Origin of the sequence: Leeuwenhoekiella sp. LLG6367-2.1 (genome assembly GCF_045055775.1) — a bacterium.
GTDB lineage: Bacteria > Bacteroidota > Bacteroidia > Flavobacteriales > Flavobacteriaceae > Leeuwenhoekiella > Leeuwenhoekiella aequorea.
Map to the genome: position 1 here is coordinate 2,638,005 of NZ_CP159331.1, position 13,724 is coordinate 2,651,728.

Sequence of the window (13,724 nt, forward strand, 5' to 3'; positions counted from 1 at the left end):
TATGAAAGCATTAGTTACCGGAGCTGCCGGTTTTATAGGATCTCATTGTGCCGAGCGCTTAAAAGCGATGAATTTTGAAGTTATAGGTATCGATAACTTCTCACCATACTACAGTCCAGATCTTAAAAACCGAAATGCAAAAAGTTTGGAAAAAGTGGGTATTCCTATCGAGATTATCGATTTGAGAAAACCCGAAGACTTCAAAAAAATTCCTACAGATTTTAATTATATTTTTCATTTTGCTGCGCAGCCAGGAATAGCTGCTACTTCTACGTTTGAAGATTATTTAATGAATAACCTTGTGGCGACAAAAAATCTAATGGATTTTGCGCTCTCTTGTAAGGATTTAAAATTATTTACAAATATATCAACTTCTTCTATTTACGGGCTTAGAGCAACATTAACAGAAGATGCTGCACCAGAACCGGCATCTTTATACGGTGTTACAAAATTAGCAGCAGAACAACTGGTACTAGCAAAAGCACGAGCTCATAAATTAAAATCCTGTTCTTTGCGGTTATTTTCGGTATATGGACCACGAGAGCGCCCAGAGAAATTATATACAAAACTTATAGGTTGCGGATTTTTTCACCAGGAGTTTCCATTATTTGATGGTAGTGAGGCTCACGTGCGTAGCTTCACATTTGTAGATGATATTATTGATGGAGTAGTAAGCGTTATAGGTAAAGAAGATATCGTTGATGGAGAAGTAATAAACTTAGGTACCGAACAAGAACATACTACTGGAGAGGGAATGGCAATTGTAGAAGAGATTCTTGATACTAAAATACGTAAAGAGATTGTGGCAAAGCGAGGTGGCGACCAGATGTTTACAAAAGCAAATATTAATAAAGCCCGAAAACTTCTTAACTACAATCCGACTACCACATTAAAAGAAGGTCTGGGCAAACAAATCGAATGGTATCGTAAAGAATTTGTAGACTAAAATTATGATGTTAAGCGATAAAGAAAAAGAATTTGTAAAGTCCTGGTCTGTAAAGAGAGCAGCCAAGCTTCAGTTTTATCTGGGTATCATTCTTCAAATTGTTCTTATAACTGTAACTTATAAACTGGTAGTAAACTATTTTTCTAGTGAAATTTTTGATCTAGAAGTCTTTTTACAATATGGTCTTTTCGGTTTAATATTGGGTATTGTTGTAGCCTATTTTAAATTTCGTGCAAACGAAAAGAAGTATCACCTCCTCAAATCAAAGTAGTCTAAATATTAGTTTTTAGAATTGTGTTTCTTGAGGAGTTCTTGAGCCGCTTGAAACGGTGTTGTTTTCCCTTTATTTAGCGCAGCAAGTAGCTGAGATAATGCATCCTTGATTTGAGGATCTGAGTAGAACGTATCTTTCAGGGTATTTTCTATAGTAGTTTTTAACCAATATGCATTTTGTTTCTTTCGGTTGTTTTCAAAGTAGCCATTACTATTTACAAGAGCGCAATAGGCCGAAATGCTCTCCCAGATTTCAGAAATACCTTCATTGTTTATAGCACTGCAACGTTTTACAACTGGTGACCATTCACTTTCTTTCACGGGATAAAGATGCAAAGCTTTAGTAAAAGCGCTTGCTGCAAATTGAGCAGCGGTTTTATTTTCGCCATCAGCTTTATTAATTACAAGGAGATCGGCCATTTCCATAATTCCGCGTTTAATACCCTGTAGCTCATCACCGGCTCCTGCTAATTTCAGAAGAAGAAAAAAATCGGTCATAGCGTGCACTGCTGTTTCGCTTTGTCCTACGCCCACAGTTTCGATTAGAATAATCTCATAACCTGCCGCTTCACATAAAATTATAGCTTCTTTTGTTTTTCGGGCAACTCCACCTAATGAATCTCCAGCTGCTGAAGGCCGTATAAATGCTTGTGAATTTGTAGAAAGATCGTTCATACGAGTTTTGTCCCCCAGTATACTACCGTGACTTATACTACTACTAGGATCAATTGCAAGCACTGCAATTTTTTTATCTAATGAGATGAGATACTTTCCTAGCGCCTCAATAAAAGTACTTTTACCAACCCCGGGGACCCCGGTAATTCCTATGCGGAGCGATTTATTTGCGTAGGGTAAACAACCCGTAAGTATTTCTTGAGCTACTAGTTGATGACGAGCTGCTGTACTCTCGGCAAGGGTAATACTCTGACTCAGTGCTGTGGTATTGCCTTCACAAATCTTTGAAATAAGAGTTTGTGCATCAGGAATATTTTTGCGCTTTGCAATAATATGTCTGGCCGCTTGTTCATCTATACTATTTGAATTTTTAGGCATAGCTCAAAAGGTGTAATCAACAAATTTAAAGTTTCTACGCAAACTCCGTTACTTAAGATGAGTAGTATGGTATTAAAAAGTTAAATACTTTTTGTGAAATCTTTAGGAAGTTGGGGTTGATTCCTGCAATATGTATTGGTATCTTGAACACTTAATCATTGAAAATTTCTAGATATGAAAGCTTTATATAAAGCAAAAGCAACTGCCACTGGTGGTCGCGACAGTCACGTTTCATCAGACGACGGAACATTAGATTTTAACCTCTCTGTACCTAAAGGACTTGGTGGCGGTGGAGGCGAGGGTACAAACCCGGAGCAACTTTTTGCAGCAGGTTATTCGGCTTGTTTTGGTAGTGCATTAGCACACGTTGCTCGTGAGAAGAAGGTAGATCTTGGTGCTTATACAGTTACAGCAACAGTGAAAATAGGTAAAAATGAAGAAGATATGTTTCAGCTTGCAGTAGTGCTTGATTGTTACTTACCTACAGTTGACGTAGAACAAGGAGAGGAGCTTGTGAATGAAGCTCACGAAGTGTGCCCTTATTCACGTGCAACAATGGATAATATTGATGTTACACTAAATTTACTTTTAGACGAGTAATGTGATTAGAATATGAATTAAGAAAAAAACCCGCTGAAAGCGGGTTTTTTTATGCGATAAACTTGTTTAAAAGTCGAAATGCTTGGCGCTAACAGATTTTATGCCAAATAAAAAGCGTTTACAGGAAGTACTAAATTATTTAATCAGAATTTTGCAACGCAGGCGAAAACGGTTCGTCTTTAGAAAAGGAATTAGCAACTAACCAAACCATCATTTTGCAAATTACCGAAATACTTGAACGATGTAAACAAAACGACAGGCGTGCACAAATGCAGTTGTATAATAAATACAGCCAGGGAATGTACTACGTGGCGTTTCGGTTTTTAAAAAACTCTTTTGAAGCTGAAGAAGCGATGCAAGAAGGTTTTGTTAAAGCGTTTACAAAAATGCATCAATACAATGGTGAGGTGACTTTTGGAGCTTGGCTAAAACGTATTGTGATCAACAAAAGCATAGATATGCTGAAGGCTAAAAAGCTGGAGCTTGTTGAAATGAATGAACAAGTATTAGGTAAAGTTGACGAAGATACAGACTGGACTGTTGAAGACGGTATCACGGTAGATCAAATTAAAGAAGCTATTGAAGATTTACCTGAGCGTTATCGCTATGCGGTTATGCTTTTTTTAATAGAAGGCTATGACCACCAGGAAATATCAGAAATATTAGAAATTACCGAGGTAGCATCACGCACACTGGTACACCGCGGAAAAAAGAAATTACAAGAAAAATTAAAAACAAAATATCATGGCACAGGATATTAGAGAGCTTCTTAAAAATGATTTAAGTGTTCCTACTGAAGGGTTAAAGCCCAATCACGAGGCTCGTTTTAACGCAAGACTCGATGAGAACTTTGGTACTCAGGCAAAAGCTAAAGCCGAAGGTTATTTATGGATGAAGATTGCTGCAGTGCTGGTAGTACTTATAGCTGTTACCGGATTATTACTTAATAATCCTTTTAGTGCAACAACTCCACAACAGCCTACTGATGCAAATACTATTGCTAGTACAACTACCGCAAAGGTACAGTTAAGTGATTTTTCTCCAGAGTATAAGCAGATAGAAGATCGTTATCTGGCTAGCATACATATGGAGCTTGCACAATTAAATGTTACAGACGATAACAAAGCTGTAGTAGATGCTTTTATGGGACAGCTTGAAGAATTAAATCAAGAGTATGATCGTCTTAATGAAGATCTGGTAGAAGCGGGTGTTAATAATCAAAACATACAAGCTCTCGTAGATAATTTACAGTTTAGACTAGATCTTCTTTTAAAATTGAAAGAAAAATTGAATGAATTACAAGAATCTCAATTTAATGAGATTAAAACCAACACTATATAACACCATGAGATTAACTGTTCGTTTATGGGTTTTTGCATTTACAGTGGGATCTGTCTCACTTATGCAGGCACAAACCAAAGAGAATAAACTTAATGAACGTTTTACAACCGGGTCTCAAGTAGCAATTCTTGCAGATACGCAATATGCAGATATCGTTTTTGAGAACTGGAATAAGAATGAAGTTGCGGTAGAAGCTGTTATTGAAGGTGAAAATATCTCTAAAGAAGAGATTAAGCAATTACTCAAAGGTTGGCAAGTAAGTGTAAAGGGTAATAGCAATGTAGTACAGATTGTGAGTAGAGGGGCACCGGCGGCAATTAATCTGGCTCCCGGGGATGGTCAAATGCGTAGCGTAAATGATCTTATAGCCTCATCAATGCAAATGATGCAGCGCTCAGGTATGGATAATATGTTGAGTCCTATGCTGGAGCAGTTTTCTGGTATGCAATTACCTGTTGAATATTCTAAAGGGATGAAGAATATCTCCTTTGATTACAATGCCTACAAACGGGATGGTGAGAAATATCTGGAACAATACAAAAAGAAAATCGAAGCTAACTTTGGCGAAGATTTTGATGCTGTAATGAAAAAGTGGGAACGGAACAATCAGAAAAAGGTTGCTGCGGGACAGGGTGTGGCAGGAAGTAGTTTACTAGGAATGCCTAAGTCACCTTTTGGTAAGCAATTGTCTTTCGATGCTGATGCATACAAACGGGATAAAAAAGGATACCTCGCTGCTATAAATAAAAAGTACGGTACTAATGTGAGTGTTGCTCAAACCGATAAATGGCGCTCGGACATGGAAGCGTGGGGAGCAGATTTTAATAAAGATATGCAAGCCTGGGGAGAGCGTTTTGGTAAGCAATTTGGTGGATCCTCAGAAGCTTTAGGGGCTAACTTCAGTAAGGCTTTAGAAAGTGATATGGCTGCTCTAGGACAAAACATAGGTAAAGCTATGGAAGGTTGGAGTGATAATTTTGCGAAAAAATTAGAGCAAATGGCTGAAGAGCAAGGCGGAAATCTTAAAAAAACTGTGACCCGTGATGCAAATGGTAACGTGAGTACTCAAATGACTTATAGCTATTCTGGAAATACTGTTGCAAATAACGCAAAACCAAGAGCGTCGTACAAGCGCAAAATAATTGTACATATGCCTAATGCTGCAAAACTAGATTTGACCGTAAGGCACGGTAACATAAATATAGCAGAAGCAACAAATGCAAAGGTTAATCTTTCTCATGGTGATTTTATAGCCAATAAGATTTCGGGAGATAAAACTTTTATAAACGTAGCGTATAGTCCAGTGGATATTGCAACTTGGGATTACGGCACACTCCAAGCCAGTTATACAAAGAAATGTGTGATAGATAAGGCCAACAGTATAAATATAAATTCTAGAGCAAGTAGTATTGTTATAAAAGAATTACAAGATGCTGCCGTGATTACAGGAAGTTTTGGAGAACTTTCAATCCCAAAATTGGGTAAAAACTTCAAGACTCTAAATATAAGTGTAGAGAATAGTGATGTAGTTCTTAATCTACCAGAGACCCCATTTCATTTTAATTTTAATGGTGTACGTAGTAGGTTGAATTATCCAAAAAGTATTGATGCAAAAGTGATGGAAGGTTATAATAGTAGTATGGTAAATGGGTTTTATAAATCCAGAAACACCGATAGTATAATTGCTATTTCGTCAAAATTTAGTGATATAGTTTTAAATTAGTTTTAAGTTAATTGTTGAAAAGTCCGTTCCTGCCAGAATGGACTTTTTTTATGCTTTTAATTTTATTAGAATTGTATTTTTGAATTTATGCAAGCATCAGATTTTTTAGCCGAGTTATCTCGACTTACAAATGGCTTTACTCCTGTGGTTGATCCTATTTATGGAGCTGAGGTTTATCGGTTTCTCGATCTTTCTACATCAAATACAATTATAGATTCGGTAGATACAAGCTCTGCTGAGGCTATAGCAATTTATATAGATACTTATTTATCTAAAACAGGAGGTAAGGTAGCTTACGGAGGATATTTAGAAAAACGAAGTATTTATGACCGAAGTCTCTATTTTGGTACGCAAGAGATTCAACTAAAACGGAATATTCATTTAGGAATAGATATCTGGTGCCCGTCTGGAACTCCCGTCCTCGCACCTGTGAAAGGAAAGGTGCATAGTTTTAAAGACAACAAAAACCATGGTGACTATGGGCCGTGTATAGTGCTAGAGCATACAATTAAGGGAGATTCTTTTTTTACATTATATGGTCATCTTAGCAGAGCATCAATTTTAGAATTAGAAATAGGTCAAGAATTCGACGCCGGAGAAATTATAGCTCATTTAGGTAAACCCGAAGAAAACGGCGATTATGCACCTCATTTGCATTTTCAGATTATTAAAGATTTACAACAAAACGAAGGTGATTACCCAGGTGTATCTTCAGCAGGAAATCTATCTTTTTATAAGGAAAATTGTCCTGATCCAGATATAGTATTAAAAATAGGATCGAAGGTAAAAGGCTAGATCTTTTCTATAGCTGTGATTTAATTACGAGTTAAAAAAAAATCCTGATCGTTAGATCAGGATTTTTTTATTTGACTTAAGAATTTTACTTTGTTTTATCAGGGTACGCCGGTGTTTTAAGAGTTTTCGGTGGATTTTCTTTTAATTGTTGTAAAATAATTTCAATCGCTTTTTCAAGCTGAGGATCTTTACCGGCTATTACATCTTTAGGGGTTTGTTCTACTTCAATATCTGGGGGAGTTCCTACATTTTCAATTCCAAAACCTTCTTCATTATAAAAGGCAACATTAGGAGCAGTTACAATTCCACCATCAATAAATTCGGGATAGCCCAAAACGCCTACAAGGCCTCCCCACGTACGCTTTCCTACGAGTGTACCCAGATTATTACGTCTAAATAAATAAGGTAGATAATCCCCTCCAGAGCCAGCGGTCTCATCTATAAGCATCACCTTGGGCCCTTGAATAGATGCGCTGGGAGCTTTCATGTCGTTACCATATCTAAAATCCCAATAACTTTGCATGGGTTTGTTTAAAAGGTCTATCACATAATCTGCTAATTGACCACCACCATTAAAACGTTCATCTATAATTATTGCTTTTTTATTTGCTTGAGGATAGAAATAACGTTTAAAATATTCGTGACCTCCAGTAGCGGTATTGGGAACATATACATAAGCAACTTGACCATCTGTTGCTTCATTCACCTTTTTTATATTTCCTTCAACCCAATCACGATTACGCAAACTGCGTTCAGAATCTAATGCGGTAACTTGCTCTGTATGCGCGTTGCTGCCATTAGCATTTGACGATAATGTAAGAGCTACTATTTGTCCGGCTTTATTTTCAAAGAACTTATATAGATTATCTGTTGCTTTTACTTCATCACCATCAACCTTAATTATGTATTCGCCGGTTTTTGCCTGAACTCCGGGCTCGGTAAGGGGTGAGCGTAAATCTGGATTCCAGTTGAGCCCTCCATAAATTTTAGAAATTTGATATCTGTTATTTTTCACTACATAATCGGCACCTAATAATCCGCCGGTTATAGTTTCTTTTTCAACTCTAGAATCACCAGTATAATCAAAACGGTGATGCCCCACAGATAACTCGGCAAACATCCAGCTCATCACACGATATAAATCACTTTTTGTAGTAACATCTGGTAAAAATGCTTCATATCTGGTTTTCATTGCATTCCAATCTACGCCGTGCATCGACGGATCGTAAAAATAATCCCGGTTTACTCGCCAGGCCTCATTAAAGATATTCTTCCATTCTTTTACAGGATCTATTTTGACCTGAATACTTTCTAATGCAAGTTCTGCTTGCTCCGATTTTTTCCCGGTATCAGAAACATACCAGCTACCTGTACTATAGTATAGCATTTTTTCGCCGTTGGCAGAAATTTCATAACTGTCTGTAGCAAACAATTCCTCGTCCTCCTGATTGGTGAGGTTATAAGCATGTAAAGTGGTTTCTCCACCGTGTGCGGGGTAGGATAAATAATAGAGCATATCCTCTTTAGGAGAAGAAAGAGCAGCAAAATTACCAGCTCCCACGGGTAATGCTATCATTCGATTTTGAATACCGTCCCAATCGATTTTTAATTCTTTAATAGGTTTATCTTCCTCTTTATCTTCTTTTTCAGTTTTAAGCTCTTCTTCCTTTTCAATCACTTCAACATCATTTTCTTTAGCAAAAGGAGATTTTACTTGATTCTGCAACGTGATTAAGTATAAGGAATTTGAAGATTCCATATCTTGATTAGATTGATCAAACCAGTTAACTACCGGTCCGGCGTCTGTAGAGGCTGTTAGGTATAGATATTTTCCGCTGGGATCAAATGTAGGATTTGTAACATTTGAAAAGCCATCTGAAATGGGGTAGGATTTGTTTTCATTTACTGAAAATAAAAAGGCCTGTTCAAAATTTGTATCTGTGATAATCGTATACGACAACCAATTTGAATCTGCAGACCAGCTACCAAATAAATCGCGGTATTCTCCAGGCTGGTATAAAATATCCTGATCAACTTTTTGAGTCTTTCCTGTAGCTACTGTGGTAATATATAAATTGCGACCGTTATCTACGTAAGCGATTTTTTTACTATCTGGCGACCAGTGTAAATAGGCATAGAATCCGGCACCATTTAATTTAACCGTCTTTGCTTTATTGGTGCTGTTTTGATCTTTAATGTGCAATGCATATTCACCACTTTCATCAGAGAAAAAAGCAATCGATTTGCTGTCTGGTGACCACCTCGGAAATGTCTCATGAACACCGGGAGTCTGTGTGAGATTAGCTACATCTCCTTTTTCTGAAGGTACTGTAACTATCTCCCCTCTAAAGTCGAGAACTACCCGAGCTCCGGAAGGTGAAATACTTGCGCTACGAGCATAATCGCTTCCACTTACAAAGCGTGGACGCATTTCTAAAAGATCTGTAGCGATTGCTATTTTAAGTTTACTTAAAGTTTTTGAAGACGGATTGTAAGTATGTAAGTATCCACCCTGTTCCAGTAATAATAATCCATTTGCATTTACATCAAGATCAAGAAGCCCAAAGTTTTTAAAATCTGTGTGCTTAGCTATTTGCTTAGATGTTAGATCATACGAATATAAATTAAACTCACCATCCCGATCACTTTTAAAATAAACTGTAGACCCTATAAAAATAGGCTGTGCATCATTGCTGCCGCTTTGAGGTTTTGGAATTTCTGCAACATCTTGAGTTGCGGTGTCAAAAATATAAATACGTGATTGGGTGCCGCCTCTATAATGTTTCCATTGATTAAAACGATCGGGAATGGGAGTATAGGCAATATGAGTTCCTGTAGGGGAATAACTTGCCCAAAATGCATTTGGGATAGATACGTTAGATGTATGACCTCCGCTTAATGGTACGGTGAATAACTGGGTGTATCTATTTGTGAATATTGACCGCTGGGATGCAAATAAAACCTCTTTACCATCTGGTGTAAAATCTCGTACAAGATCAGGATACGGATGATAAGTGAGTCTTTTAGGCACTCCTCCTGTTGCAGGTACGGTGTATACATCTGTGTTTCCTTCATACTCTGCACTAAAGGCAATAATACTCCCATCTGGAGAAAACACGGGATTTGATTCTATTCCTTCATCGATGGTTAATCGCCGCGGATTGGATCCGTTTAAGTCTGCAACCCAAAGATCTTCGGCATAAATAAATGCAATGTGATTTTCACTTATTGCAGGTTCTGAAAGCAACCGGGTGTCTGTGGTATTTACAGATTGCGCAAAACCCACACAAGAAACGGAAATGGAGAGAAGAGCAAATAGATTTTTTTTGATTTTCATAATTTGATTGATTTGTTGATTTTCTTTTTGCAGCACGCAAACCGGAAACAAAAAGTTAAGCCTTAAAAAAGCATCTATAAATTTATAGTTTAAATCCCTAATTTTAGGAAATCGGCTTATAAATGCGTTTTAATTTGCTGTTAGCGATAGGTTTATCTTTTAAGCTTATGATTATAAAACCTCAAAATTTCATAATTTACCCATCTATAATATTCAGGGATTAACTAAAATTCTTTCGAGCAATAACAGGAACTCACTTTATTGCTTGACTACTCTAAAGCCAATATGTTCGCTTGGTTTTGTTGTTACATCATATGGATCTGCGTAATCGTATGCACTATAATCATAGTTACCATTTTCGCTATATTCTGATACGTTTCCGCCTAAATCGTAAAATAAGGATTCGTTGATTTTAATTGCCTTGTGAGAGCCTACAGGTTTTAGTAAAGATGTAGTCAATTCATTTAATTTTTGTTTTAGAAGTTTTGAATCTTCCGGAGTCAATGCGTAACCTGCCCAGTAATTTAGGTTGTTTTGTTCTTTAGCATTTTTAGCGGCAAGTTTCTGAAGCTCATCAGCTTCTTTAGAGTTAGGTAATCTGTAGGTGCTTTCGGTTTGTTTTGAAAGCCAAGTAGTGTAATCAATGGCAGAAGACTTTGTAACAAGAGCAGGGTAATTATCTTTACCCACTTCATAATCAAAGTCGGTTTTAAAGGCTTTAAACTGCGCATTTGTTACTTCAAAACGTCCCAGGCTAATAGAATCTTTTTTCAATAATACAGTTTCAGGAATAAGAACATTCTTCTCTAAATTTCCGTATAAGCCAGACTGTTGTTTAGCTTCAGCAAGTTTTAAAATAGTTCCTAACGGACTCTCCTCTTTAAATGCTTCATTTTCCGTAGGTTTTTTATCAAATAAATAGGTGTCTATCCACGCTATTTCTTCTTTCATTTTTCGTAATTGGTGTGTGATTTTACCAAGACCATGAGGTTGCCCCGGAAACCACAAAAACTTAACCGGAGTTTTGCCTACTTGCTGTAAGCCACGGTAATATTCCCAGCCTTGATCGCGTGGAACTGCCCGGTCTTCACTTCCGTGAAATATAATAGTAGGAGTCTTAATTTTCTCAATTTCAAATAGAGGAGATTTAATTAAATAGTTTTCATTGTAGGTTTTCCCTGCTGTATCATCCCAAGGAGCACCCCCAAAATAACTCTGATCAAAACTAACACCAAATTGGCAAGTACCATAATCTGATGTCCAGTTAACATCACCTGCACCTGGAGCGGCAACTTTAAAAAGATCTGGATATTTTACAGTGAGCATAGTTGTTATAATGGCCCCATTAGACCAACCCATAGAACCCATTTGATCCCTATCGACTTTGCCGTCGTTGACCAGTTTATCTATTCCTTTAGTAATGTCTTCTAATTCGGGTTCATAATAATTGCCTTTAATGGCTTCAGCATATTCTAGTCCGTGGTTTGTTGAGCCGTGGTAGTTAGGCATTAAGACAAACATATTTTTTTGGGTAAGTATAGCGGGATAATATGCCCAACTACCAGACCATTCATCAAGATTCTGACTCATTGGACCGCCATGAATATTTAACATTAACGGATATTTTTTACCAGAGATATACTCTTTTGGATAATATAAAATTCCCGTAACGCTATCTCCATTATAACCTACCCAAGTCATAATTTCACTTTTGGGCATGTATTTTTTTGCAAGTTTTTTGTTGAGTGTTATGAAGGTGGATTCATTTTGAAATTTAGAACCCTTTATGTCTGCAACAAAATATTGAGGAAGTTTTGAAGCCGTGGAGTGAGAGAAGATCACTTTTGAAGAATTATCGGCTATAGCTTCTATGGTAACGTGATTGTTTTTTGCACCTAAATCTATAACGGACTTAGACCAGCTAGTTCCTTGTTTTTTATAATATGCCAATTTCATAGTCGCTTTATTAGCAAGAGAAACAACTACGTCATTTCCGCTTACGTTGAAACCATTGCCTAAGCCTAATGACCAATCAATATTTACTTTTTGAGTCTTCTGTGAGGCAATATCGTAGAAATATAATTCGCTAATTCCGGCTCCATTCCATTTTGGGTCTGATGCAAAGTCGCTGCTAAAATAGAACCCAGATTCATCTTGAGTAAATGATACATTACTTATGGGAAATTCAAATTCTTTGAGAATTTGAAGCGTATTACCCGTTTTTAAATTCTTCAAGTAATTGTATGGATCTTTTTGAGCATCTACAGCATAACTTAAGCTGCGTGCTGTCGAGTAATACAAATAGTTACCATTTTTAGAAACAACAAAATCTTCGATGGGCTTATCATTTGTTGTAATACGTGTTGTCTCTTTGTCCTTTAGATCAAAAGCATATATATGATTAGGTTGCCAGTGTAAGCTATCTTCAATAATTTCAACATCATCTTTTAGCTCTTCACTATTTTGATCATATAGTGTTTTACCATCTTTAGAAGTAAATAACAGCGTACGGTCATCTTTTAATTGTATTGAAGAAATACCATTTTTAAATTCTTCTATTTCCTCGGCTTCTCCACCATACAAACTTAATTTCCATAATTTTTTGCCTTTATCACGAGAACTTAAAAAATAGATTGCCTTACCATCTTTGGAGAAAACAGGATTATAATCATTTTCCTCTCCCTGCGTAAGTTGGGTAGTCAAATAGCCTTGTTTTTCTTTTACAGCTAAGCGGGTTACAAATAAATTAGAAACAAATTTATCTTTCTTCTTAACAGGAATTCGTTTAGACCAGACTACCATTGTTGCATCTGGAGAAAAAATGGGAGACCGCATTGATTCGGTATTAATAATATCTTCTGGAGTCCAAAGTTTGGGATCTTCCTGCGCAGATTGTGCAAAGGTTTGAGTTATGGAAAAGGAAAGAAAAAGAAGTACGGTAGTAATTTTGTTAATCATAAAAAGAGTTCTGTGCAGATAAATTCTGAAATGTTGAAGCTACTAAAATAATCAATTGTTCATTTGAAAGGGAAATATGCTTATAAAAAAAGAGTCCGTTGAAAAATCAACGGACTCTTAAATATATAGGAGTAAGAATTTGTTTTTACTCTTAATGGGTTTCAGGTTTCTTCAAGGATTCTTGTTCCTTTTCGATCATTTTCAACTCGGTTTTAATTTTTGTAAGACGTGCAGCTATATCACTATTATTAGCTTCCATCTCTAATAACTGAGCTTCCATATCGTCAACAGAAATACTGTCTGACATAAAATATGTTTTTACATCTGCGTGACTTTCAATTAGTTTTTTCAATTTACCCAATGACGCTGCTTGTTGCTTTAGTAAAACCTGATGTTTGGCCAAATCAGCAATTGCAATAGAGTCTGTTTCTTCTACATCTTTCAGCTTTTGAGATAGGGTACGGGTGTCTGTTTTAAGCGCATCGTGACGTACGCTCATTGCATCATGCACCACATCCAGACTATCTGTATGCATTACATATTCTAAGTATTGATCGTGTAAAACTTTACGTGTGTCATCACAACTTGTTAGTATTGAAGCTGCTAACACGCCTAATAGCATTATTTTTTTCATAATTATTTTAGTCATTAATAATAGATTAAATATAAAAAAGAATCTAATTCAAAAGCCGCTGTGT

11 protein-coding genes are annotated in these 13,724 nt (G+C 36.6%); 7 read left to right on the forward strand and 4 right to left on the reverse strand.

Features of this window, described 5'->3' with window-relative positions; genetic code table 11:
* The first annotated feature begins 1 nt into the window (after position 1).
* Positions 2-946 carry an NAD-dependent epimerase/dehydratase family protein gene (locus ABVM53_RS11900; RefSeq protein WP_405326282.1) on the forward strand — a complete coding sequence of 315 codons (945 nt, stop codon included), beginning with the start codon at positions 2-4 and terminating at the stop codon, positions 944-946.
* A 4-nt stretch (positions 947-950) separates the two neighbouring features.
* Positions 951-1,217, forward strand: coding sequence for a hypothetical protein (locus ABVM53_RS11905; RefSeq protein WP_371456075.1), 267 nt, complete (start codon positions 951-953; stop codon positions 1,215-1,217).
* Between the two features lie 8 nt (positions 1,218-1,225).
* On the opposite strand, the gene meaB is transcribed toward ABVM53_RS11905, so the two are convergent.
* On the reverse strand, positions 1,226-2,272 hold the full coding sequence (gene meaB, locus ABVM53_RS11910) for a methylmalonyl Co-A mutase-associated GTPase MeaB (protein WP_405326285.1): 1,047 nt from the start codon (positions 2,270-2,272) through the stop codon (positions 1,226-1,228).
* A 174-nt stretch (positions 2,273-2,446) separates the two neighbouring features.
* Here meaB and ABVM53_RS11915 point away from each other — a divergent pair, with 174 nt between their 5' ends.
* The 5 genes from ABVM53_RS11915 to ABVM53_RS11935 all read left to right on the forward strand — a co-directional run bounded on the left by ABVM53_RS11915 (position 2,447) and on the right by ABVM53_RS11935 (position 6,731).
* Positions 2,447-2,872 carry an organic hydroperoxide resistance protein gene (locus ABVM53_RS11915; RefSeq protein WP_371456077.1) on the forward strand — a complete coding sequence of 142 codons (426 nt, stop codon included), beginning with the start codon at positions 2,447-2,449 and terminating at the stop codon, positions 2,870-2,872.
* Positions 2,873-3,141: 269 nt separating this feature from the next.
* The gene (locus tag ABVM53_RS11920; RefSeq protein ID WP_128758510.1) at positions 3,142-3,633 is read left to right on the forward strand and encodes an RNA polymerase sigma factor; all 492 of its coding nucleotides are present in this window, start codon (positions 3,142-3,144) and stop codon (positions 3,631-3,633) included.
* Positions 3,617-4,213, forward strand: a complete 597-nt coding sequence (locus tag ABVM53_RS11925) for a hypothetical protein (protein ID WP_405326287.1) — start codon at positions 3,617-3,619, stop codon at positions 4,211-4,213. Before ABVM53_RS11920 ends, ABVM53_RS11925 begins: the two co-directional genes overlap by 17 nt.
* On the forward strand, positions 4,188-5,936 hold the full coding sequence (locus ABVM53_RS11930; RefSeq protein ID WP_405326289.1) for a hypothetical protein: 1,749 nt from the start codon (positions 4,188-4,190) through the stop codon (positions 5,934-5,936). Before ABVM53_RS11925 ends, ABVM53_RS11930 begins: the two co-directional genes overlap by 26 nt.
* A gap of 87 nt (positions 5,937-6,023) precedes the next feature.
* Positions 6,024-6,731 carry a peptidoglycan DD-metalloendopeptidase family protein gene (locus ABVM53_RS11935; RefSeq protein ID WP_405326291.1) on the forward strand — a complete coding sequence of 236 codons (708 nt, stop codon included), beginning with the start codon at positions 6,024-6,026 and terminating at the stop codon, positions 6,729-6,731.
* 85 nt (positions 6,732-6,816) lie between these two features.
* Here ABVM53_RS11935 and ABVM53_RS11940 read toward each other — a convergent pair whose 3' ends face one another.
* From ABVM53_RS11940 to ABVM53_RS11950, 3 genes are all read right to left on the reverse strand, one after another.
* The gene (locus tag ABVM53_RS11940; RefSeq protein WP_405326293.1) at positions 6,817-10,068 is read right to left on the reverse strand and encodes a PDZ domain-containing protein; all 3,252 of its coding nucleotides are present in this window, start codon (positions 10,066-10,068) and stop codon (positions 6,817-6,819) included.
* A 258-nt stretch (positions 10,069-10,326) separates the two neighbouring features.
* Positions 10,327-13,026: a prolyl oligopeptidase family serine peptidase gene (locus ABVM53_RS11945; protein WP_405326295.1), complete on the reverse strand. Its 2,700-nt coding sequence runs from the start codon at positions 13,024-13,026 to the stop codon at positions 10,327-10,329.
* A gap of 151 nt (positions 13,027-13,177) precedes the next feature.
* Positions 13,178-13,660: a hypothetical protein gene (locus ABVM53_RS11950; RefSeq protein WP_405326297.1), complete on the reverse strand. Its 483-nt coding sequence runs from the start codon at positions 13,658-13,660 to the stop codon at positions 13,178-13,180.
* Positions 13,661-13,724: the final 64 nt, after the last annotated feature.

Coding starts and splice junctions, on each gene's coding strand:
- ABVM53_RS11900 (WP_405326282.1), top strand. CDS start 2: ATGAAAGCATTAGTTACCGGAGCTGCCGGTTTTATAGGATCTCATTGT.
- ABVM53_RS11905 (WP_371456075.1), top strand. CDS start 951: ATGATGTTAAGCGATAAAGAAAAAGAATTTGTAAAGTCCTGGTCTGTA.
- meaB (WP_405326285.1), bottom strand. CDS start 2,272: ATGCCTAAAAATTCAAATAGTATAGATGAACAAGCGGCCAGACATATT.
- ABVM53_RS11915 (WP_371456077.1), top strand. CDS start 2,447: ATGAAAGCTTTATATAAAGCAAAAGCAACTGCCACTGGTGGTCGCGAC.
- ABVM53_RS11920 (WP_128758510.1), top strand. CDS start 3,142: ATGCAGTTGTATAATAAATACAGCCAGGGAATGTACTACGTGGCGTTT.
- ABVM53_RS11925 (WP_405326287.1), top strand. CDS start 3,617: ATGGCACAGGATATTAGAGAGCTTCTTAAAAATGATTTAAGTGTTCCT.
- ABVM53_RS11930 (WP_405326289.1), top strand. CDS start 4,188: ATGAGATTAAAACCAACACTATATAACACCATGAGATTAACTGTTCGT.
- ABVM53_RS11935 (WP_405326291.1), top strand. CDS start 6,024: ATGCAAGCATCAGATTTTTTAGCCGAGTTATCTCGACTTACAAATGGC.
- ABVM53_RS11940 (WP_405326293.1), bottom strand. CDS start 10,068: ATGAAAATCAAAAAAAATCTATTTGCTCTTCTCTCCATTTCCGTTTCT.
- ABVM53_RS11945 (WP_405326295.1), bottom strand. CDS start 13,026: ATGATTAACAAAATTACTACCGTACTTCTTTTTCTTTCCTTTTCCATA.
- ABVM53_RS11950 (WP_405326297.1), bottom strand. CDS start 13,660: ATGAAAAAAATAATGCTATTAGGCGTGTTAGCAGCTTCAATACTAACA.